Annotated in this window: 13 protein-coding genes; 1 reads left to right on the top strand and 12 read right to left on the bottom strand. The window is 48.3% G+C overall.

The genetic code is table 11. The annotated features are described in order from the left end of the window. The 11 genes from MMB75_RS25045 to MMB75_RS24995 all read right to left on the bottom strand — a co-directional run. On the bottom strand, window positions 1-10,702 hold a 10,702-nt coding region (locus tag MMB75_RS25045), incomplete at its 3' end, for a non-ribosomal peptide synthetase (protein WP_277511364.1). 51 nt (window positions 10,703-10,753) lie between these two features. Beyond that, complete coding sequence (locus tag MMB75_RS25040) at window positions 10,754-12,619, bottom strand: ABC transporter ATP-binding protein (RefSeq protein WP_045245417.1); 1,866 nt, start codon at window positions 12,617-12,619, stop codon at window positions 10,754-10,756. Beyond that, the gene (locus MMB75_RS25035; protein ID WP_080942723.1) at window positions 12,594-14,423 is read right to left on the bottom strand and encodes an ABC transporter ATP-binding protein; all 1,830 of its coding nucleotides are present in this window, start codon (window positions 14,421-14,423) and stop codon (window positions 12,594-12,596) included. The genes MMB75_RS25040 and MMB75_RS25035 overlap by 26 nt, the downstream gene beginning before the upstream one ends. A gap of 212 nt (window positions 14,424-14,635) precedes the next feature. Continuing rightward, window positions 14,636-15,460, bottom strand: coding sequence for a thioesterase II family protein (locus MMB75_RS25030; RefSeq protein ID WP_045245415.1), 825 nt, complete (start codon window positions 15,458-15,460; stop codon window positions 14,636-14,638). 813 nt (window positions 15,461-16,273) lie between these two features. Then, window positions 16,274-17,251 (bottom strand): class II fructose-bisphosphatase, encoded by a 978-nt coding sequence (glpX, locus tag MMB75_RS25025; RefSeq protein ID WP_017428486.1) that lies wholly within the window; start codon window positions 17,249-17,251, stop codon window positions 16,274-16,276. A gap of 217 nt (window positions 17,252-17,468) precedes the next feature. Then, the gene (locus MMB75_RS25020) at window positions 17,469-18,272 is read right to left on the bottom strand and encodes a pyruvate, water dikinase regulatory protein (protein WP_016818475.1); all 804 of its coding nucleotides are present in this window, start codon (window positions 18,270-18,272) and stop codon (window positions 17,469-17,471) included. Between the two features lie 13 nt (window positions 18,273-18,285). After that, complete coding sequence (locus MMB75_RS25015; RefSeq protein WP_223822107.1) at window positions 18,286-18,900, bottom strand: helix-turn-helix transcriptional regulator; 615 nt, start codon at window positions 18,898-18,900, stop codon at window positions 18,286-18,288. A 238-nt stretch (window positions 18,901-19,138) separates the two neighbouring features. Beyond that, window positions 19,139-20,350: an ABC transporter permease gene (locus MMB75_RS25010; RefSeq protein WP_017428484.1), complete on the bottom strand. Its 1,212-nt coding sequence runs from the start codon at window positions 20,348-20,350 to the stop codon at window positions 19,139-19,141. Next, entirely contained in the window at window positions 20,347-21,066 is a 720-nt protein-coding gene (locus tag MMB75_RS25005) for an ABC transporter ATP-binding protein (protein ID WP_016818473.1), read from the bottom strand. Before MMB75_RS25005 ends, MMB75_RS25010 begins: the two co-directional genes overlap by 4 nt. A gap of 6 nt (window positions 21,067-21,072) precedes the next feature. After that, window positions 21,073-22,530, bottom strand: a complete 1,458-nt coding sequence (locus MMB75_RS25000) for an efflux RND transporter periplasmic adaptor subunit (RefSeq protein WP_019687138.1) — start codon at window positions 22,528-22,530, stop codon at window positions 21,073-21,075. Window positions 22,531-22,543: 13 nt separating this feature from the next. Further along, window positions 22,544-23,707 carry a TolC family protein gene (locus MMB75_RS24995; protein ID WP_045245414.1) on the bottom strand — a complete coding sequence of 388 codons (1,164 nt, stop codon included), beginning with the start codon at window positions 23,705-23,707 and terminating at the stop codon, window positions 22,544-22,546. A 317-nt stretch (window positions 23,708-24,024) separates the two neighbouring features. On the opposite strand from MMB75_RS24995, the gene MMB75_RS24990 reads away from it, so the two are divergent. Next, window positions 24,025-24,213 carry a hypothetical protein gene (locus MMB75_RS24990; RefSeq protein WP_013370989.1) on the top strand — a complete coding sequence of 63 codons (189 nt, stop codon included), beginning with the start codon at window positions 24,025-24,027 and terminating at the stop codon, window positions 24,211-24,213. A gap of 181 nt (window positions 24,214-24,394) precedes the next feature. Here MMB75_RS24990 and MMB75_RS24985 read toward each other — a convergent pair whose 3' ends face one another. Further along, complete coding sequence (locus MMB75_RS24985) at window positions 24,395-24,718, bottom strand: MGMT family protein (RefSeq protein WP_045245413.1); 324 nt, start codon at window positions 24,716-24,718, stop codon at window positions 24,395-24,397. Window positions 24,719-24,829: the final 111 nt, after the last annotated feature.

Genomic DNA, 24,829 nt, shown 5'->3' with positions numbered 1-24,829 from the left:
GTCCATACAGACGTTCAATACCTGCTTGATCAAAGCTGAGCGTGTTATACATAAAACGAATCTTGATGCCTTCACCTGGCATCACGACAACGTTCAGATCGTAGTTGGTTTCCTCTGTAGACACCACGTTTGAAATTGTGAAGGGTTCCTGTCCTTCACTGCCCAGTTGCTCTACCTGCTGCTCCACCGGGTAATTTTCAAATATCATAATATGGTTGATTAAATCCTGCTTCTGCTCGGTCAGTGCTTGAATTTCATACAGCGGGAACGCATCGTAGGCATTGGAAGCCAGCGCTTGCCGCTGTGTTCGTTTCATCAGCTCGACAAAGCTTTTACCTGGTTCAGACTGCACACGCACTGGAATTGTATTGATAAATAGCCCGATCATGTGCTCCACACCTGGAATATCCCCTGGACGACCGGACACAACGCTGCCGAACACGACATCCGTACTGTTGTTATACTTCTGCAACAGAACGCCCCATACCGTCTGAATCAACGTATTGATCGTGACCTGATTTTGCTTCGCCACCCGTTCGATCTGGGCAACCAGCTCTGGCTGGAATTCGCAATCCAGATCTTCAGCGATATATTCCCCGGTGTGCATTGATTTCGGCTGTGTTTTTTGCTGTGGAAGCGTAATTTGCTGCTCGTAGTCCGCCAGATACCCACGCCAGTATTGCAGGGCTGCCTCACGATCCTGACGTTCCAGCCATTCGATAAATCGGCTGAACGGCGTGACAGGCTCCAGCACTGGCTCATCACCCGCACGCAGTGCCAGATAGCTACCGAATACTTCCTGTGTCATAAAGGACAAGCACCAGCCATCCATCAAAATGTGATGGAAGCTCCAGATAAAGTGATACGTTTCATCCCCAGTTTGCAGGATCGAGATACGAAGGAGTGCATCCTCTGCGAGATTAAATCCCTTCGCTTTATCGGCAAGGGTAAAAGCCTCCACACGCGCTTTTCGTTCCTCTTTTTCTAGTCCTCGCAGGTCTTCATAATATAATTGTCCGCTGCGATTGCGGAAGACGACCTGTACAGGCTCATCCTTCCATGAGTTGATAAAGTTCGTCCGCAGGGCCTCATGACGCTGTACGAGCAGATCCAAGCTCTTACCGAAAGTAACCACATCGAAGCGCCCATTCAACTCAAAGGATGCCTGCTCAAAATAAGCCGCCGAATTCTCATCCATCAGGCTGAAAAAGAGCATACCCTTTTGCATCGGTGTCAAAGCATATACATTTTCCAGCTCGCCCAGATCCCGCGTATCTTCCACCAATTGCTCCAACTCGTCCAGCGTTACATGGTTTAACAGAACATCACTTGGAGTCAGCACTGTTCTTTCTTGGGTGACACAATGATGAATGACTTCACGCAAGCCGGATGCCAGCAGTTCTCCCAGCCGTGCAATCGTTTCATGACGGAACTGCGTTGTACCGTAGCGAATCGTGAACACCAACTCGCCATCCTCGATTAATCCGTTGATATCCAGCGCAAAATCCATAATCGCGTTCGTGCTGACAGGCACACCAATGGAATAAGCGGAAGGCTGTAAATCGTTGCCTTTATAATCCTGATCGAATTGGCCTAAATAGTTAAAACTGATCTCAGGCTGAGTCTCTAACTGCACGCCTGCTTTCTCCAGCACATTTAGATCCGACAGGTAGCGTAAAATACCATAGCCGATGCCTTTTTGCGGAATATGACGCAACCCTTCCTTGGTCCGCTTGATCAGGCGAGCAGTATGTCCCCCTTCTCCCAGACTTCCATCCAGGACAACCGGGAACTGGCTCGTAAACCAGCCGACCGTGCGCGTAATATCCACATCCGGTACAATGGCTTCCCGTCCATGACCCTCCAGGTTGACCAATATCCGCTCGGAACCCGACCAGTCATACACCGCTTTTCCGAGCGCGGCTAGCAACAGGTCATTCATTTCCGTGTTGTATGCGCGATGAGCTTGTTTGAGCAGCTGCTCCGTCTCCTGCTTCGTCCAGCGGACCGTCACCACCTCACTGTCTCCGAGCCGTGCATTATCATTCGCAAAATCCTTCGGCAAAGGCTTCGCGAGGCTTGCTTCGGCTTGTTCGATATGCTGCCAGTAGGCCAGCTCCCGCTCCATCGTCGCACTGTTGGCATAGGCTGACAGTTGTTTGGCCCATACCTGGAACGAATCTGTTTTATGCGGCAGCCGAATAGCTGTGCCGGTCTGACCTGCAACTGCCTGCTCATAACCAGATGCCAAATCCTCCAGCAAAATACGCCACGATACACCGTCTACCACCAAATGATGAATGACGATTAATACATGGTCGCCCTCAGCGCAATGGAACAGACCGAGCTTCACCAGCGGACCCGCGCTCAAGTGAATGCCAGCTTGAATTTCACTCGCCTTAGCTTCAACAGCGGCAGATTCGTCTTCCACTCCGCTGAAATCTACAATATCCAGCGTGTATAGCTCGCCTTCCTCTACACTGCGGTTCCAAGCGACATAGCCTTGCTCCGTCTCACGGAATACCGTGCGCAATGCGTCATGATGCTGGACCATACGGTCCATCGTACGGCGCAGCGCGTCGACATCAAAGCCCCCAGCTCGGTACAGCATCATCGCCTGGTTGCTGTGGTGCAGATCAGCCGGCTGCTGCTCGAAGAACCAGCGCTGAATAGGTGTCAGTTCCACCTGGCCTACTGCCTCTTCCTGACTGGCCACCTTGCCATCGGTACGAAGTAATGGACTGAGTGCCGCTACCGTCGGGTAGCTGAAGAGATCCTTCATGTTCAGTCGATAACCTGCTTGCAGCAAGCGGGAAGATACTTGCAAGGCCTTGATCGAATCGCCGCCCAGCTCAAAGAAGTTATCCTGCGTGCCTACGGCCTCCACGCCAAGCACTGCGGCCCATACCGCAGCCAGTACTTGCTCCACCGTAGTACGCGGTGCCACATAGGCTGCTCCGGTATGAATGCTGCCTTCCGGTTCCGGCAGGGCCTTGCGGTCGATTTTGCCGTTGCTGGTCAGCGGGATCGTCTCCAGTCGCATCAGGCGTGCAGGCACCATGTGCGCTGGCAGTCCGGCTTCCAGCTCTGCTTGTACTTCCTCGATCCGCAGCTCGGTTTCTCCCGTGATGTATCCGCACAAATACTTGTGTCCACGCTCGTCCGTCCGGTCGATGACTACAGCTTGACGCACACCCGGTACCCGCTGGATCGCCGTTTCAATCTCGCCCAGCTCGATCCGATAGCCCCGGATTTTGACCTGATAGTCCATCCGGCCGATAAAGTCTACATTGCCGTCTGGCATCCACCGCGCCAAATCGCCGGTGCGATACAAACGTTCACCTGGTACGTACGGGTTCGCTACGAATTTCTCGGCTGTCAGGTCCGCACGGTTCAGGTACCCCCGTGCCACGCCAGCACCGCCGATGCACAGCTCGCCCAGTACGCCAATCGGCACCGGATTCAGCTGGCTGTCCACGATGTAGAAGCGTGCGTTCAGCCATGCCTGACCAATCGGCACATTCCCGCTGCTTGGCAGCTTCGACAGCTCTTCGTCGTAGAAGCTGGAGTCAATTGCCGCTTCCGTGACGCCGTAGCTGTTAATAATGCGGATGTCCGCACCAAACCGTTCTTGCAGCACTCGGTAGTCCGTCACGCTACAGGTGTCTGAGCTCGTGATCAGCAGCTCCAGACTGCTCATGTCCAGCCCGTGTTCATGCACATGCTGCATAAACGGTACGATCAAGGCTGGAGTCGATTCGAACACGGTAATCTGATAATCGCGAATCCATCCGTATAGACGGCTTGGGTCAATCCGGTCGTCTTTCGGACAGATGACCATCGTGCCGCAGTTATAGAGCGTCCGTGCAATATCGCCGACGAACACGTCGAAGGAGAAGCTGGCCAGTTGCAGCAATCGGACTGGGAACTGGTTCAGACGGTAATCCCGGCGATACGCGGCAGCCGTGTTCACCAAGCTGCGATGCTCGATCATGACGCCTTTTGGACGCCCCGTTGTCCCCGACGTATAGATCACATACGCCAAGTCTTGCGGCTCGTTGATACGTTCAATATCCGTGGTATCCCCGGTATACAGCAACTCATCGTCCAGTGCCAATACAGTACGCAGACGCAGCCCTGTTGCCGGTTCGGATGCTGCTTCGCTGTCAGACTTCGAATCTGCTTTCAAGCTTACGCCTTCATTCAGGCGGTCTCTTTCCATCATTTCAGCAGCAGCCGCTGTTTCCAGTTCAACCTCAGTCTGCCCTCCGACCAAGGCCAGCCGGCTTTCCGCGAGCCATGCTTGAGCTCGCTCCTGCAAACCGGTTTGCGTGAGCAGCACCGTCGCACCGCTGTCCTCGAGCATGAAACGAATGCGCTCGGACGGATAGTCTGCATCCAGCGGTACATAGGCGCCTCCAGCCTTCCATACCGCTAGTACGCCGACCAGCATGTCTACCGAACGCTCGCTCAAGATGCCTACAATCGATTCGCGTCCAATGCCCTCATTCCGCAATCTACGGGCCAGTTGGTTCCCACGCTCGTTCAAGTCGCGGTACGTCAGTTGCCGCTCCTCGTATACAACGGCCACATGATCCGGCACAAGCTGCGCTTGTTCTTCCACATAGGCGTGGAACAACAATTCCGATTCCTTTTCATCACTCCATGCAGCTACGCCTACTGATCCAAAACCATCGATGATGTTCGCTTTTTCCGCAGCAGTCACCAGCTCAAGCTCGTCCACCAGCGCATCTGGTCTGTGAATCGCTTCTTCAATTATATGCAGCAAATGCTCACGGATTTGCTCTACAGCTGTACGTTCCAACACCTGCGCGTTGTACTCCAAATGGACATGGATTTCATCGCCTGGCACCACCGTAATGTTGAAATCATAGTTTGTTTGCTCTGACATGGAAGCATTGGCAATCGTAAAACCATTGTTCCCACGACTACCCATCTGCTCCATGCGCTGTTCCACGGGGTAGTTTTCAAACACGATAATATGGTTCACCAGGTCCTGCTTCTGCTCGGTCAGGGCCTGAATTTCATACAACGGATAGGTTTCATAGGCACGGGAAGCCAGTGCCTGCTCCTGAATCTGCTTCATTAGCCCAGCAAACGTCATCTCTTTCTCACTGTGAATCCGTACAGGAACGGTGTTAATGAACAACCCAATCATTTTGTCGATGCCCGGAATATCCGCTGATCTGCCGGATACGACACTGCCAAATACCACATCCCGACTATTGTTATACCGCTGTAACACAACGCCCCACGCTGCTTGCAGGAATGTATTGACTGTCACTTGCTTCTGCTTAACCAGCTTGTTCATCCGCTCCGTCACTTCACGGCCCAGTGTAAATGAAAGCTTGTCCGCTTCATATGCTTTAGCGTGACCGTCCAGCTGTTTGACCTGCGGCAATACGGTCTGCTGCTCAAAGCCCGCAAAATAATCACGCCAGAACCGTTCTGCCTCCGCGTTGTCCTGTCGATCCAGCCATTCAATATATTCACTGTATGGCGTTACCGGGGCAAGCTCCGGCTTGCGGTCTTCAAGGATGGCAAAGTACGTATGAAACGCTTCCCCGACAACCAGGAACAAGCACCAGCCGTCCATCAAAATATGATGGAAGCTCCACACAAAACGGTACGACTCCTCACCTGTACGTAAAATGGACACCCGCATCAGCTCGCCGGAGCTGAAATGAAAGCCTTCGGCTTTGTCGCGCTCGGCAAAATCAGCAAGGTATGCGTCCTGCTCTTCTTGTCCCATTGAACGTATATCTTCAAACCGGAATCCAGCCGCTTTATGGCGGTACACTACCTGTAAAGGCTGCTCATTCCAGCCACTATAAAAATTCGTTCTGAATATTTGATGGCGACCCACCAGCTGGTTGAGGCTTTCGGCAAAAGCCTCCACTTGGAAGCTGCCTTGCAGATCAAATGTCGCCTGCTCAAAGTACGCCCCGGATTGCGGCTCCATGAAGCCGTGGAACAGGATGCCTTTTTGCATAGGGGTTAACGAATAAATGTTTTCCAGTTCTCCAGCAGCAGCCGTCTGCTCTACAATATGATCCAGTTCTACAGCCGTCAGTCCTTGGAAGGACAAGTCGCTTGGGGTCAGCTCCGGCAACTCTTTAGCCACACAGTGAGCCAACACCTCACGCAAGCTCTCCTGCAGCAGATCAGCCAGTTTTTTAACCGATTTTTTCATGAACATTTTGTTGCTATAGCTGATCGTCAGTTCCAGGGCACCGTCCGTGATCATGCCGTTGATATCCAGAGCATACCGCTTGGTCAACGTGTCACTCATGGAAGCTCCGACGGAATAAGGAGACATGCGGAATGCATTCTGCTTCAAATCCTGATCGAATTGGCCGAGATAGTTAAAGCTGATTTCCGGCTCGGCCACAAAAGTGGCTTCTTCTGCCCTGTCAGCAAGATATCTCAAAATTCCGTATCCAATCCCTTTATGCGGCAAACGGCGTAGCCCTTCCTTGACGTTCTTGACACGCTGTCCCACATTCCGGTCCTCGCCCATATCCAGGACAACTGGGAATTGGCTGGTAAACCAACCGACGGTGCGCGTAATATCCATATCCGGCAAAATGGCTTCCCGTCCATGCCCCTCCAGATTCACAAGCACCTGACCGATGCCTACCCACTCCTGAACGGCCGTACCCAAAGCTGTCAGCAGCAGGTCGTTTGCTTCTGTATTGTAGGCCCGATGGGCTTGTTTCAAAAATTGTTCCGTTTCTTCGACCGTCCACGCTACGGTCAGTGTCCGATCATCGCGAAGCTGTGGCTTGGCCTGAGACTTACGAGTGTAATCCTTAGGCAATGCCTGTTGAACAGCACCAGCTCGCTCCACCTGCTCCCAATATGGCCGTTCCTTCTCCAACGCAGTGCTGTTCGCATAAGCTGACAGCTGATCCGCCCAAAGGCGGAAGGAATCCGTCTTATTCGGTAAACGGACAGACTCGCCCCGTAAAGCCTGTTCATAGCCGGATGCCAGATCCTCCAGCAAAATACGCCAAGACACGCCGTCGACCACCAAATGGTGGATCGCTACCAACAAATGGTCTCCATCGGTGCAACGGAACAGACCCAGCTTCACCAGCGGTCCTTCATGTAGATGGATGCTACTTTGAATTTCGCTAGTTTTGCTCTCCAGCAAATGGGCAAAGTCAGACTCCTGGGTATAATCCACCACTTCGAGGTTATACAGCTCTCCTTCTTGCACGCCACGGTTCCATGCTTCATAACCACCCTCTGCATTTTGGCGGAATACGATGCGCAAAGCATCATGATGCTCGACAATGCGTTGCAAGGTTTGATGAAGCGCCGTTTCGTCCAAACGATCCTCACGGTGCAGCATCAGAGCCTGGTTATAGTGCTCAGGATTAGATGGCTGCTGTTCAATAAACCAGTGCTGAATCGGTGTCAAGGCCACGTTTCCTCTGACTTCTCCTTGATCGGACACGCGGGTCACCCGCTGCACCCGTCCGTTCAGCTCAGCAATCGTTGGATACTGGAACAGTTCTCTCATTTCCAGCTTGTAACCATTTTGCAGCAATCTCGAAGACACCTGGATGGCCTTAATCGAGTCGCCTCCCAAATGGAAGAAGTTATCCAGTACACCAATCTGTTCGATACCCAGTACAGATTGCCATACCGATACCAATATCCGCTCTACCTCATTACGGGCGGCTACATAATCCTCGCCGGAATCCACGCTTCCCTCCGGCTGTGGCAACGCCCGCCGATCCACCTTGCCATTCGGTGTCAACGGCAATTGCTCCATCTGTACAAAATACGACGGCACCATGTAACCTGGCAATTCCTGGCTCAAGGCGCTTCGTAGCTCACTTGCCGTAATATCCGCAAGGGTGACCACATATGCGCAAAGCTGTTTTTGTCCCTGCTCATCCTCACGTGCAATGACGACGGCTTCTTGCACCGCCTCCAGCTTCAACAGCTGCGCTTCCACCTCGCCCAATTCAATCCGGTAGCCACGGATTTTCACTTGCGCGTCGATCCGTCCTTTGTATTCCAGCGTCCCGTCCTCATTCCAGCGAACCAAATCGCCTGTACGGTAGCAACGCTCTCCACTGCGGAACGGACTATCTATGAACTTTTCAGCTGTTAAATCAGGACGATTCCGGTAGCCACGTGCCACCCCGTCGCCGCCGACGATCAGTTCACCCCATGCCCCCACAGGCTGAAGTTGCATGGAACGGTCTACGACATACGCTGTGGAGTTGTGGATCGGACGCCCGATCGGCACTGCTTCCGATTGCACGCCAGCAATCGCATGAGTTGTAGAAAAAGTTGTATTTTCCGTCGGGCCATAGCCATTGATAATCCGTAGGGACGGATGAGCCTCAAGCACCCGGTTAATGTGCGGTACGGACAGCACATCACCGCCGACCAACAGTTCTTGTACCCCCTCAAACAACTCCAGATCCTGCTGGGATAGCTGGTTAAAGAGTGGCGCAGTCAGCCACATTGTTGTAATACCATGGCTGCGGACAGCTTCCTTGAGCTTCGGAGCGTCCAAAATAACATCCTGACTTACCAGTACAAGCTGTCCTCCATTCAGCAACGCACCCCAAATTTCGAAGGTGGACGCGTCAAAGACAACAGCGCCGGTTTGCAAAATGCGCGTGTCAGCACCCAATTGCGCATAGTTTGTATTTTTTACCAAGCGCACGACATTGCGATGCTCTACCATAACTCCTTTAGGTTGTCCGGTCGTACCCGAAGTGTACATAAGATAGGCAAGTCGATTACCAAATGGATGTGCTCCAGTAGTACTGTCTACGACAGACGAAGAAGATTCCTTTAAAAACTCATTTTTCTGATTTGAATAATGTGTAAAATCCGCATGACTAGCTTCGTTTTGTTCCCCATGCATATTATTTGCATCTTGACTATTCTCTGCCCCGTACACAGCGGCATCGCTCAGATCCAGCACAATTCCGGTGTAATCCTCCGGTTGCTGTTTCGCATGCTGCACCAGCAGCAACTCCGCTCCCGAATCTTCCAATAGGTAGCGCACACGTTCAGCCGGATAATCAGGGTCAATCGGCACATATGCGCCGCCCGCTTTGAGAATCGCCAGCATGCCGACGATCATATCTACGGAACGCTCAGCAACGATACCTACAGTTCGCTCAGCGGTAACACCGTTCCCGCGCAGCGTGTGAGCCAGCCGATTGGCTTTTACATTCAATTCTCCATAAGTTAAATGGACGTTGTCAGACACAACTGCTGTCTGATTCGGTGTACGTGCCACCTGTTCCTCAAATAACTCATGAATGCCTGCTTCGCGTGGATATTCCACTATTGTGGCATTGAATACGTCAACGATTTGCGCCCGTTCTTCCTCACTGATCAGCGACAATTCCTCTATCCGCTTGTGTGGGCCCTGTACCATATGCTCCGCCACACTCAAAAATTGTTGAATAATTCGAGCAATTTCCTGCTCACTAAACAGCTCGGTACGATAATCCAGGTATAATACGAGTCTATCGTCATCCAGCATTTCAACCATGTGAATATCGAAGTCATTCACTGTATCTCCGCAGAAATCGTTATCCACCTGCTGAATCGCTTCATCAAAACGGGAGAAGCTCAAGGTACGGTACTGAATAGATGCCCCAAATAGACGCTGGATGTCCAGACTACTTTGCTGTTCGCGTAAATCTTGAATAATTTTGTTGTACGGGTAACGCTGATGCCGCAAAATGGACGCCTGCTCCTTCCCTACACCCTGCAAGAAGGCCAGCAGTTCGGATTCCGGTTCGACCAACAGACGAGTAGCCACGGTGCTGACGAACATGCCGATGGTATCCTTTTCTTTCTTAGACGTACGGTTGGCATAGAGAGTCCCTACGGTTAAGTCCTGCTCACCCGTCACTTTATGCAAATAAATATACAGAGCCGCCAGAAAGAACGTGAAAATACTGATTTTATGTTCCTCGCAAAAAGCCGTAACACCACGATACAATTCATGCTTCAGTATAAAACTCTCCCGGCGTGCAGCTGTGCTCAGTGTCAGCGGGTTATATGATTTTAAGCCTGTCGTCTCTGGCAAATCAGCAAACTTTTCCGTCCAATACGTCTTGTCCTTTTGATAGCGATCAGATTGCTCATAGCTTTGCTCTACCTGAATAAACTCTAGATAAGGATTGCCTTTGGTCGGTGCATCCTGACCTGTACCATGCACAATATCCATATAATGTCCAGTGATTTCATTAATGGCCTGATTCATGGACACGCCGTCCGAAATAATATGATGCATTTTAAAATTGAACCAGGTTTCTTCTACCCCTAGCTGTAAAATAACAAATCGGTACAGCTGCGAATCCAACAATGAGAACGGTTGTGGATTATGGCGCTTTAACCATTCATTCGCTTCTTCCGGGGTTACTTGAAGCGTTTCAATATTTTCCGCTGTAAACGGCTCTACATATTGATATGGGATTCCATCCTGAGCAGTGATTTTGATACGGAAAGAATCGTTTTGGGCAATCACTCGGTTCATTGCTTGCTGCAATGCATCTATACGAACAGTTCCTCTGATTTTTACAGTACCGATAATGGTTGAAGTGTTCCGATGAGGATACAAAAGCTCCGTATACCAAATACGTTGCTGTGGCTGGCTTAAGGAAAACAATTGAACATCTTGCTGTGTCATCCGTCTCTCTCCTCGCAAAATAGATATTTGGTAAAAAGAAAATTCGCATATTTATGCGGTTTGTTCCTCTGGATGCTTTTGAAACTGAAGCTCATACAGCTCCGCATAATGACCACCCTCAGCAAGGAGCTGGTCATGAGTTCCCTGTTCTTTGAGCTCGCCATCGGCAAGAACACAGATCGTATCCGCCCTCTCAATCGTAGACAATCGATGGGCAATAACTAATGTCGTACGATCCTTCATCAGCTCATCTAAGCCCTGCTGAACTTCATATTCCGACTCTGCATCCAGGGCCGAGGTGGCTTCATCCAGCAGCAAAATCGGCGCATTTTTGAGCAGAGCACGGGCAATCGCGATTCGCTGTCTTTGACCCCCGGACAAATTGGCTCCGCGTTCACCGACAATCGTGTCATAACCCTCCGGAAGCTCAGCTATGAAGCCGCTGGCATAGGCTGTTTTGGCCGCAACCTCTACTTCCTCATCCGTGGCATCCGGTGAGCCGAAGCGGATATTGTCTGCTACTGTACCGTGGAACAGTGTAGCCTCCTGTGGTACATAGGCCATTAAATCCCTGACCTCATCCAACCGAAATTCTTCTGCCAAGCGGCCGCGAACCCGCAGCACACCTTCATCCGGTGGGTAAAATCCCAGCAACAACTTCATCACAGTGCTTTTCCCACCACCACTCGGACCGACAATCGCGGTTACCTGCCCTTCTGGCACGACCAAGTTCAATCTTCGCAGCGTTGGACGGTCTGGCTGATAGCCAAAGGTGATATTGTGTAGCTCCAGCGCAGCAGCAGTCTGTTCAATAGAGAGGTCTGAATCCACAGTCTCGACACCGTCATAGGATTCCTTAGGTTCACGGGCTGATGAAGCTGACACCTCTGGATCGATAAGCCCGGTTACTGATCCCTTCTGTTTCGCCGCGGGAAACTGTTCCTCTTCCTTCGACTCATTCAAGATTTCGCGGATACGCGCCAAGCCTGCCAAAGAGTTTTGTAACAGGGATACAGCTGCCCCCAGCTCCAAAAATACCGTTGAAATACCCGTTTGCAGCTGCACAATCTGTCCCAAAACTCCGAGCTCCATTTGCTTCTGCGAAACCAAGATCAATCCAGCAACAAGCACACCGCCCAGCGTAATAAATTCAATAACAAAATTACACATATCCTGCAGTCCCATATGACGTCCCTGTCGGATACTGATGCGATTTATGTCCTCGCTTGCATCGTTGCAAAGTCCACCCACTTTTGTCCTTAACCCAAATAACTTCACCGTCTGTAAACCAGAAAGCAAATCACTCAATCGTTCCGTGAACCTGCTCATCCGTCCCTGTAATTCTTCACTCGTCTGTCGCATTTTCTTCGCAAAATGAGCATTTATCCAGGCTGAAGCTAGTCCTAGTAGAACCGCCATAATCCCAAATCGCCAATCCAGCACCATCAGAATGACTAGTGAGCCTAAGAAAAGCGAAGTTTCCAGTATAATCGAGCGAATATGAACGGTGTAAGCCTGCTCCAGCGTTTGGACATCGTTTGTCATGCGGGAAACAAGATTACCCGAATGGTGTTTTTCGGCTTTTTCATACGATAGCTTGACAACATGACCGAATAGTTTCATTCGTACATCGGCAATTGCGAGCTTGACACATCGTTTATACATATAGCTGCACACGGGGGAAATAAGACTTAACGCCAAAAATGTGCCGCTGACCAAATAGACCGCTCGGTACAGCTCCTGTACATCGCCATTAACCGCAAAATTCAGCAAATAATGCACCACAAAAGAAAGCAAAATTGTGATGCTGGCATTGGTCAGACTGTTGCCAACCAACCCCGTAAAATACCATTTTCGATGCGGCTTCATCAGGGACATCAATTGCTTAGATTCATAAAACCCCTGCTTGAAGGTCACGACGCTCACTCCTTTCCTCAGGCAGTGAATACCCGTTTTCCTCCGTTTGCTGTCCTTCAAAATTTTGCAAATACAGCTTTCGGTACACACCATCACGGCCTAGTAATTCCTCATGTGTACCCGATTCCACAATGCTCCCCTGATCAAGTACGATAATGCGGTTCGCCTGGCGTACAGTTGACAGTCGATGAGCTATGACCAGTACCGTCCGGTTTTGCATTGCTGCATTCATTGCAATCTGTACCTGAGCCTCCGACTGGCTATCGAGTGCTGAAGTCGGCTCGTCCAGTAGAAGCAGCGGAGCATTTTTCAGCAATGCTCTTGCTATAGAAATACGCTGCTTTTGTCCTCCAGACAATCCGCCTCCCCGTTCGCTCAACAGAGTTTCATAGCCCTCGGGTAGCTGAACAATAAAGTCATGCGCATGTGCCGCTTTCGCCGCCTCGACAATTTCTTTCCGGGTCGCCTCCAGACGTCCATATCCGATATTTTCTGCAATAGTGGCCGGAAAAAGCGACGGTTCCTGAGATACCATCGAAATATGGCTACGCAGGCTTGTTAGGTTCCAATCTGTCAAATTCTTACCAAACAATTGAACGGTTCCGGCATGCTCTCCAGGTTCATTAAATCCGCAAAGCAGCTTGAAGATTGTGCTTTTACCGCCACCGCTGGCCCCAACAATCGCTACCGTTTCTCCTTGTCCTACCTGGAAGCTAATCTCCTTCAGCACCGTGTTCTCTTCGTTGTAGCCAAAGGTTAAATGCTCAAAGCTGACTACAGGAATGTCGTCCTTGCTTTCTGCATCGTCTTCCTCGAGATCTTGGCTTATTGAAGTGATTTTCCCGTCTTGCCGCTCATCTGGCCAATCCAGCACCTCAAACAAATGCTTCGCTGCTCCCCCCGCTTCCTTCATTTGCGAAATGATCGTCGGCAGCATGGCAACAGGCTGCAATATGAACGAAATAAGATATAAAAAAAGGACAATGCCACCAGCATTCAACTCACCTTGTTGAATCAAATATCCACCGTACACAATGACCAAAATAATCGGTGTTGCCAGCATCATCACACCTACTGGAGTTATGAACGCATAGCGTTTTTCTAGCCGCAATCCGCGCTTGATGACCTCCTCCGTAATCACCATATACTTCTTCAACAGCACAGCCTGCATATTAAATGCCTTGACGATAGGAATTCCTCCGATCGCATCCTGTCCCACCGCGTTCAAATGAGCAATTTTCTCCTGAAGCTCCTTGGAGTATTTCTCAATTGGCTTGCTCATCAGTGAGGTTATGATCATTCCTACAGGCATAAGCGCAAGACTTGCCAAAACCAGTTTCCAGCTTGTCAGTAAAAGCAACGTTAAGGATGCCGTAAACACAAGTGGCAAATAAAACAGATTAGCAAACTGCTGGATAAAAAAGTTCTGCAACAGCGCTGTATTGTTTGTTAGACGGGATACCAAATCTCCGGTGAACTTGCTCTCCACGCTGGAAACAGGTAAATCATAAAACTTATGTACGAGATCGCCTCTCAAGTCGCGCAGGGCACTAACACTAAAACGTGCCGAAGCGTACCTCATCACAAACTTACAAGGCATTCCAATTACCGTCATACCAACAACTAGATAGATCATGTTCTGGGTGGAGGAGAATGTTCCCTGTGCCATTTGCTCTATGGCCTTACCCAAAATAATGTCAATAGTTGCCAAACACAAGGAGGAAATCACGGCTATAAAAACCCAAAGATTATAAGGCTTTATATAGCGTGTGAGTCTCCGAAAAGCAGAATTTGATCGAAACAAAGGCATCCCTCTTTTTCATTGCCACACTTTAGCAGTGCGAACTTTTTAGATTGGCGATGGACGTCATTGAAGTAAACTCTGTGTCTGAAATGATGAGGGCCTGTACAGAAAAATTGGATTTTAATCTACGCTGGAAAATGCATCATGGTGGGTGGTTTTATCGGTTATTGCTGAGATGGTGATAACGAAGTGTATCGTGATGTGTGGGACATTCAACTCTGCCTGAATCGTGGTTGTGGAGTGCTTGTGTTGTAAGTTGTATGAGCTGCCGCAGCGTGGGCCATCGGCGAGGATGCGGAGAGAATGTCCTCGACTGCGCTCATAACCTCTTGCTCTTGTTCATGGATGAAAAAGTGATTGCCTTCGAACATCCGGACATCCATAGGTGACATCGTATGCTGCTGCCAGGCACGAAGTGAATCTGTGCTAACCTCAAAATCCCTCGTTCCCCCTAAAACCGTCATTGGGCATGCCAGTGGATCTCCCGGCTGATAAACATAAGTTTCACATACCTTAAAATCTGCACGCAGACGAGGCATAATAATTTGCATCAATTCTGCATTTTGCAGCACCTCTTCGGGGGTGCCCTGCATCAAACGAAGCTCTTCGGTGAAAGAATCGTCTGCTAAATTATGGAGCCGTTTCTTGGAGTATGGAAGATGAGGAGCGGATTTACCAGATACGATGATATGCACAGGTAGTTTTCCAGTTTTACTGTACAACTGCCGCGCTGTTTCAAATGCGATCAGTGCCCCCATACTGTGCCCAAAAAAAGCAAATGGCTTATGTATGTATGGAGCCATAGCGGGAACCAACGATTGGACGATGTCTTGAAGGGTTTCCATTGGAGCTTCAATGGAGCGGCTCTCACGTCCAGGGAGTTGTATTGGCAACACAGTAATATCAGGCGCGAGTCTGGACTTCCAAGAGTTAAATATGTAAGCACCACCACCGGCGTAGGGGAAGCAGAATAGTTGGAGCTTCGCAGTCGGTTGGGCCTCTGTTTTAGCGAACCAAGATTGTGATCGAGTCGTCATATGAATTCCTCCATCCTCTATGCAGTTCATAATTTTACAGTAAATCCTTATATCTCTTTTTTTCTTCCAACACTTTCTAGCTTTTTTAAATATACAAACTTTAAAACGGCTTGACACGGGACAAAAGGGCTAAATTACTAGACTTCATAAAAATAAAACAAAATCCATATTATGCTATTTGTTTCCAAACTATAAAAACAACAATTTGACTTTTTCGCTCATTATCTGCCCATCATGATCTGTAAATCTAGCCTAAAACATAATTTCACATTTTCACGAACATTGTAAAACTAAAATCATTATGATTTACAATTACGCCCAAACCCCTTATCCTATAACAATTTTATCTTTACATGCCATTAACATAAATGTAACAAATTCAACCTGATATCATCCGACAAATTCCGCCTTTTTCCGCGCCCACCTTCAACCTCCTATATAATGGAACTAATTTAAAACAAGCACACACAAACCAAAATTAATAACTCTTTAAATTTTTAATAAACCGGGTTTTTAAGTAGTTCTAAAGAACTATATTATACATAATTTTTTTTGACTCTTCGTCTAAAAAAATTAGTTCGAATTGATTTTTTCGCTTCCAAAGCTATGTTTTTTTCTTTTCAAGCCTAATAGAAACTTTTCAATTTTACTTCATAAGTACCTGTTTTTTAGAAATTTATATCCTTGATTTTACTCTTTCATCCCCCAAAAACAGTAACAGCAAACAGCAAGTCTCCCTTTAGTCAGAGACTTGCTGTTTTATAAGTTTATTATGATTGAATTCACCAGCGAGGGAAGTCTTGACTTCAAATTTCAAGAGGATGCCGCTGCCGCGAGCGTACCGGAAGAATCAGCAGTATGATGAATACTTCGCACGAAACGAATCGTTTTTGTATCTGAATGCATTACAACTGAATGGGTTTCAGCTCTGTGACCAGGCAGAGAACGAACCCCCTGCAACCACTCACCAGCCGTCACGCCTGTAGCGACAAACATCACGCCTTGGCGTCCGACCATGTCCTCCATCGACAGCAACGCCCCTGGATCAGTAATACCCATGCGTTTGCAACGTGCAATCTCTTCTTCTCCATGAGGCAGCAAGCGGCCCTGTATTTCTCCGCCCATGCATTTCAGCGCGGCCGCGGCCAATACACCCTCAGGAGCGCCGCCAGAGCCGATATGCAAATCTACACCGCTGTCCAGGCAGGTTTCAATTGCACCCATCACATCCCCATGACCAAGCAGCTTGATCCGAACGCCGCTTTCCCGCAGTAGCTGAATGATCCCGGCATGCCGTGCACGATCCAGAATGGACACCGTAAGATCGGACAAGGATTTCCCCAGTATGCGCGCTGCTTTTGACAATGTAGTCGGGATCGTGTCCTCTAGTGACAGCTTTCCAGCCAATGCCGGACCAACAGCTAATTTTTGCATGTACATATCCGGAGCGTGTAGTAGACTACCACGAGGTGCAGCAGCAATGACCGACAGTGCGTTATTCAAACCGTTCGCCACCGTTTCCGTCCCTTCGAGAGGATCAACAGCAATGTCCATGGCTGGCCCTCTGCGATTGCCTACTCTCTCCCCGATATACAGCATGGGGGCCTCATCCATTTCGCCTTCGCCAATCACGACCGTGCCGTCCATGGATACCGCATTAAAATGAGTACGAATGGCTACTGTTGCCGCCTCGTCCGCGCTATTCTTATCTCCACGCCCTGTCCATTGTGCCGATTGCAGTGCCGCTGCCTCTGTTACCCGAACGAATTCCAATGCCATTTGACTCTCCATACCTATCCCTCCACCTCTCCTAAAAATGATATTACCTACAGGCAAATAAATATTTTCAGGGCAGCTTTGCTGCCATTTTATTTATATCTTTATATAATCTCCTATATCCTACGGCCGATCCTTATCTTTAGAGCAGCTTTGCTGCCTTTTATATTTACACTCCTGTATCCCGTAATTATATTTTCTTTATAAGCGCTGCTTCTAAGTTGTTTCGCTTCTATAACATTCTGATAATCAAGCCTGCTGTCTCTTCAATGGCTTTATCTGTAACATCAATGACCGGACAATTCAGCTCTTTAAACAAAGACTGCGCATACGCGATTTCCTCTTCCACCCTTGTCGCTGTGGCGTATTGCACATTATTAGGAAGCCCCATAACCTTTAGTCGTTCACTGCGTATTTTCAACAGCAGCTCCGGCTGGATCGTCAATCCGAATACTCGGCCATGCTGAACATCCTTCAACTGAACAGGCGGTGTCAGCTCCGGTACAACCGGAATGTTGACTGTTTTATAACCTTTATGTGCGAGAAACATGGATAAAGGAGTTTTGGAAATACGTGACACTCCAAGCAATACTATATCTGCTTTGAGAATGGCGCTCACATCTTTGCCATCATCGTATTGAACTGCAAAATCCAGTGCCTCTACACGCCGAAAATAGTTGTCGTCCAGTCGGTGCAGTAGACCAGGCTTCTCTTTGGGATCGTTATGAAACGTATCGGCAAACGCCTGCATCATCGGTCCCATAATATCGACAGCCCGCACATTCAGCCGGACAGCCTCTTCTTTCATCGCCTCTCTCAATTCCGGCTGTACCAGCGTATAAGCTACAAAGCCTTTACGCTCGGCAACTTCCTCCATTACCCGACTCAGCTCGTCTTCATCCCTCACGTTCATAAATCTTTTGATCTCTGTGTCTGGTAACTCAAATTGGCGCATGGTCGCCTGTACGACAGCTTCTGCCGTCTCACCAATCGAGTCTGAACAGATCGCTATAAAATGACTGCTCGCCTGAACCATTCGATTCCTCCCATTAATCCTCTGCTACCATATCGAGCAACATTTTAATAATATTTGTTTTTGTAATACGTCCCACGACTTTCCAGTGCTCTCCTGGTTTGTCAGAATCCGAAGGGACGACGACAGGCAGGCTGTCGATTTGACGAGCAATAATTTTGCGTGCTGCCTCTAGTACGGTATCCTCTGGGGAAACAGTGACCACATTCGCCTGCCGGGTCATCACAAGACTGACAGGAATGGTTGCTGCATTGGGATTGCCTAACGTTACCTTGAGTAAATCCTTGCGGGAAGCCACCCCTGCCAAATCTCCGTCTTCATCGGTGACAATCAAATTGCTCACATTTTCCAAAAATAGAGCTACGACAGCTTCCTGAATTGTGGTTGTTTCACGTACGATGACTGGAACCCCGTGAAGATCACCGACTTTCATTTGCAAAAGCCGGAATTTTTCCTCCCGGTTCGGCGTGCCCCGCTTTCCAACAAAATAACCGACCTTGGGCTTAGCATCTATGTAATTCAGAATGCCCAATTTGGATAGGTCGGTCCGAATGGTCGCCTTACTGAGATTAAGCATTTCCGCAATCTGGTCACCCGTTATCGGGGCATGCTTTTGTACGATGTTTAAAATTTCTACTTGTCTTGCCGTAAGGTCGATGATGAACGCCCCTCCTTTTTTTGCTTGCGATCTGATATAGAATATAATACGTCATATATAATAATAAATCAACCTAAAAAAGCATATAAAACATCACATATATAAAATTAAAGTGGTTATTCATGTTTTTTTATCATTTAAAACACTTATTCCATACAAAAAACGGGTGCTTTATCCCCCCTCTTTCGAGTAAGGCAAAGCACCCTCTTTCCTATTCGTATCTTAAAGCATCAATCGGACGCAGCTTCGAAGCCTTGCGCGCCGGATATACTCCAAACAGTACGCCGACTCCCATGCAGCACAGAAAAGAGTACAACACTGGCTCTATCGAATACACAATCGGCATTTGGACGAATTTCTCAAGCAGCTTTGCACCCCCAAGACCCACCATTACACCGACTAGTCCACCCATTAGACTAAGAAAAACAGCCTCAGCCACAAACTGCAGCATAATATCACTGCGTTGCGCACCAATCGCTTTGCGAATTCCGATCTCCCTCGTACGCTCCGTGACGGACACCAGCATAATATTCATAATACCAACACCGCCAACACCGAGCGCAATTGCAGCTACACCGATCAGCAGCATATTCATAACCCGGTCAACCCCAGACACTGTTTTTAAGATTTCCGTCTGGGTCATGATTTGAAAATCATCGCCCTCTGATGGCTTTAGCTCATGTCTGGCACGCAGCACCTGCCGGATTTCAGCACTTGCCTGATCAATCCTGTCCTCCGTTGTTGCAGAGGCATTCACCTGCTGAATGCTCATATTGCCCAGCCGTTCCATTCCAGTTGTAATCGGTACATATACCTGCTGCCCGCTGTTGCTCATATTGGAATTGGAATTGGTCAGCACACCAACCACCTTAAAAGGCAACTGCTTGATCATGATGGTCTCACCGACTGCCCTGGAGGCATCCGGGCCAAAAATATTACGGGCTGCATCACTCCCCAGCACAGCCACATTCATCCGTTTATCCACTTCATAGTGAGTAAACGACCTGCCCTGAGCTAGCGACAGCTTTCTCACATGGACAAATGCCAGCGAAGTCCCCTCAATTTGCCCGCTGACCTTATTGCGACTCCACGTAATATCTGCACTGGTCATCGCACTTGGTGCTACCTCTGCGACTGCTTTTTGCTGCTCTAGCGCCTCGATATCCTCCAGAGATATCCCTTTCGTCTGATTGAACGACATGGAGCTGGACCCATCATATGGAGCATAAGGATAGATCATCAGCAGATTATTTCCCATACTATTGATCTGCGATGTAATTGTAGCGGTTGATCCTTTACCGATGGCTACAATCGCAATCACGGCGGCCACTCCGATAATAATGCCCACCATGGTCAGCAAGGATCGCAGCATATTGGTTCGCAAACTATTGAGCGATACACGAATAATTTCCTGAAATTTCATGCCTTCACTTCCTCTGCCGCCATTCTTCGTTTCTCAACAGGCTGATCCTTTTCAATCCGCCCATCTCGAAAATGAATCAGACGCTTGGCGTATTCCGCAACCTCCTGATCATGAGTAACCAGTACAACCGTTTTCCCCTGATCGTTCAGACGCTGAAAAATCCCCATGATTTCCACACTTGTTTTGGAGTCCAAAGCTCCTGTCGGTTCATCCGCCAAGAGAATAACCGGATTGTTCACAAGTGCCCGTGCAATGGATACCCGTTGCTGTTGACCGCCTGACAATTCGTTTGGCCTGTTGTTCATCCGGTCGCCTAGACCTACACTTGTGAGGGCATCCATGGCCCGCAAACGGCGCTCCTTGGCAGAAACTCCCGCATAGATCATAGGCAGTTCCACATTCTCCAAAGCTGTTGATCGCGGGAGCAAATGGAATTTTTGAAATACAAATCCGATTTTCTGATTACGTATAATAGCCAGTTCATCCTCGCGGGCATCTAAGATCGAATATCCATCCAAATAAAATTGTCCTGACGTAGGTAAATCCAGACAGCCGATAACATTCATCATCGTGGACTTGCCTGAACCAGACGGTCCCATAATCGCAACAAAATCACCGTCAGCAATATCAAGCTGGACCTCACGCAGAGCATGAATTTCCTGATCTCCGACATGGTACACTTTTTTCAAACCCTCAATCTGAATAACATATCTCATGCCCGTTTAAAAGCCCCCCTGCATGCCGCCCATTGCGGAAGGATCTGGCGGAGGTTCAGGAGCAGGCACAACAATCGTGTCCCCCTCCTTTACACCGGATTTAAGCTCTACTCGGTCTGGCGTGTAAAATCCGAGTTCTACGGGCTTAAATGTGCGTGCCCCGGGATTCGCAGCGTTAGCAGAAACATACACGCCATCCTGGCCTCCTTCGGATCTCAGTGCAGTCGCAGGAACGAACAGTACATTTTTGTGTACTCCCAAAATAACGGCCACATTCATAATCATGCCTGTTTTTAGCTTACCTTTCGGGTCATGTACAGACATCTCCATTAAATACGTCGTCATCCCTTCATCCGTAGAGGCTTCCGGTGAGACAAATTGCACCTTGCCTGGAAACGATTCACCCGGATATGCATTGGTCGTCAACACAGCCGTAAGCCCCTTTTTGACCTTCACAATGTCGGTCTGACTTACCTTCACAACGACCTTAAGGTCGTTGGAATCCGAGTTATTCATTACAATAAATGGAGCCGTCGGACTGGTTCCCACATCCCCGTTCACCTTTAAAATCACTCCGTCCCACGGCGCCGTGACCTGAAGTTTGTTCAACTCATTTTTTTTCTGCTCCAGCTCAGTCGCCAGTCTTCGAACCTCTATCCGGGAGGATTGAATACTCGATGCATCAGCCGGAACCTGAGTCTTGTGAAGCTCAGCCATTGCTGCACGGTAGCCAATTTCAGCCTCTGAAATGGTGCGACGTTTTTGCGACATAATTTTGCGGAACTGTAAATCTAGATTATCATAGTCCGTTTGTGCTTTATCCAATGCTTGCTCAGCCTGCTCCAATTCACTGTTGGATACTGCCCCGGCATCGTGTAAAAACTTTTGGTCTTCATATGCCTTCCGTGCCTGCTCCAACTGCTTTTTGGAAGCTTTCTTCTGACTTTCGGCTTCTTCCAGCTCAAATGATTCTTGCGCTGTATCGACAGCCATTTTGGCCCGAAGTACATTTGTTTTCTGAATTTCAATATCCTCCGCCTTCGGACCCTTCTCCAATTCAGCCAGTTTGGATTTGGATATTTCCAAAGAATCAGACGCACTTTGTATTTGCATTTTAATTTCTGAACTGTCCAGAAGCGCCAGCACTTGCCCTTTTTTGACCTTGTCCCCGGCTTTCACGTTCACCGCAGCCAGCTTGTTATCGCCTGCACTCGTAAAGTTCAGCTTCACTTCCTTGGATGCTTGCACGGTGCCGGACGTGTCCAGCTTCTCGCTCACATCGCCGCGCTCTACTTTAAACGTCTCGTCCTGAACTATAGGTGCTGCCTGCTCTTTGGGCATATTCAGATATACTGCTGCTCCGCCTCCGCCTACAATCAGCAAAACAATCGCAGTCCAGATCCACTTTTTTCTCCGTTTTCTCCGTAGCTTGATTAAAGCATCATTTAAAACCGTTTCTGCCAACGCCTTTTCCTCCCTATGTGCTCCATGGCTTGTTCAACGTATACTCATTTTGATCCAACTCGATCGCCAGCTCTTCCATTTGCCGTTCAATCTGGTTTACTTTCAACTGGTTGTTTTTCAATTCCATCTCAATAATTAGACCTCTGGCCCACTTTTTGTGTGATAACTCCGAGGCTTCTTTTGCTGTACGCAAGCTTTCTTCCAGTTGCACGTATTTCTTTTGGTTTTCCTTAACCGTGGCATACAAATTGCGGAGTGATTCAGCAAAATCCTTTTGCCCTTTGGCGAGCTCCTCCTTAGCTGTATCAACATCCATTTTAGCTAGATCGTAAGCACCTGCACCGTTATTAAAATCAAAATATCTCACATTGAGTTCCGAAGTTTTGATACTATCCTCCAGCTTCCATAAATTCGGATTCATGTCTGTCAGCTGTTGTATATGTAATTCAATATCCAGCTTCTTCGGTTCCTTGTACACGGGTCGATCCACCATTTCATAGGCTGTTCCGTTAGGCTGTCCCATAAGGAAGTTCAGAGCATCCCTAGATTTTTGCAACGCAATTTTTCCCTGCTCGACCGCTTGCTCCGCCTGGACTCTGGCCTGTGTACTCTCGTTTTTCGCATATTCAGACAGCTTGCCTCGCGCAAATTTGGCAAGTGCAATCTTTTCCTCCGCTTGGGCGATTTCAAGCGCCTCCAGATCATTTTTCACCTGATTCTCTGCTACAAACACATTTTGGTAGCTTTTCATTACATTAAAATAAATCTGGTCTTTGGCATATTGCGCCTGCTTTTTGCTGGCTAGATAGGATAGTGTCGAAGAGTTATAATTTCTCCAAGAAGTGTTATCACCGACATATTCACCGTCTATAAAATCAACAAATGCATTTCCCAAATCCTTTTCTGCATTTTTTAGTTCAAGTCTACGACGCTCTACATCCCGCTCGGCGGTACGCGTATTGTAGCTGTTCGTCTGTGCCCATTCCACTGCCTGCTTGAGCGTTAATGGAGGTAGAGCCTGTCCCGTTACGGATGATGTCTTCGACGTAGCCGCAGCAGATGAATTAACTGACATATTTGCTGACAGGCTTCCTGATGAACTGTCAGCCTGCGCAGTTGTAACCAAGCCTGTAGAAAAGGACAATACAAGCAGCACGGCAGCCGCTTTTTGCTTCATAAATGAATTTCTCCCCTTTCGGTGCATCTTCGAATCTTTTCCATTCTTTTCGACATAAATTTCCACGAATTCTCCGCATTCTAATTGTACTTTCAGGTTTATGTTGGTACAAGGTGTCAAAACAATACATTTTTGTAACCTTTACTGCCAGATTACTCATTGTATCTACTTTACATCCCATCAGACATAGATTTAATCTGTTTTCACCTGAACTTTACCTAAATTTCAGCTAATTTTAAGGAAACTAACAGCATCTATTAAGGTTTGGAACATATACTAGAGAAAGAATAACAGCCGCTCACTAGGAGGGTTAATAGATGATAAAAGAATCTCGCATGACAACTACTAACGAACCGTCTGATTTATGGATGACTCGCTTTCTACGCGAATCAGAACAAAAAAAGAAACAACTCATTCGGGAAGCCCGAAAAAATAATGATATACCGCTAATGAACAGTATTTCTTTTCACCTTGCCCAGCGTGACCAGCAGCATCTGATTGGATAAGCTTAACTGGGAAATCTAGTGCTATATATGAATACCACCCTTCGTTAATCTACATGATACGCCAGTTTAAAAAGAGACGGGACAAATCAAAACTATGATTTGTCCCGTCTCTTTTTGGCGAGGATTCAGACTAGTGTTGTATTGTGTCTCAAAAACAATGCCACCTTTGCTCGTTCCTCGCCTATTCTTCCATCTCCGTCTGCGGATCATATAGATATTGATCCAGCGGGATACGTCCGTTTGCATTAAACTGTATGCCCTCCTCTTCTAAGTACAGGCGCTGCAGGGATGCGGACTCATCCTCTTGCAAAGCAATCTCTCCCAAGCGGTTGACTACTCTATGCCATGGAAGTCGATGTTTTTGGCTCAGTGTATGCAAAATACGCACCACCTGTCTAGCACCTCTTGGGCTTCCGGCCTCTGCCGCAATTTGACCATAAGTCATTACTTTTCCCTCAGGGATCAGCAATATAATTTGAAGCACTCGGGCAGTGAAAGGCTGCATGTTCTAATTCCTCCGCGTTACTATTGCTTTTTTCCATTATTATAGCACCCTGAACAGAGGCCAAAAACCCCTGCTCCTACAATTGTAAGAAGCAGGGGTAAAACCATCGTT

The sequence above is a fragment of the Paenibacillus sp. P2(2022) genome, from assembly GCF_029522175.1.
Lineage (GTDB): Bacteria > Bacillota > Bacilli > Paenibacillales > Paenibacillaceae > Paenibacillus > Paenibacillus polymyxa.
Note: the sequence above shows the minus strand (reverse complement) of the source record. Positions and strands in the feature narration are given on the sequence as shown.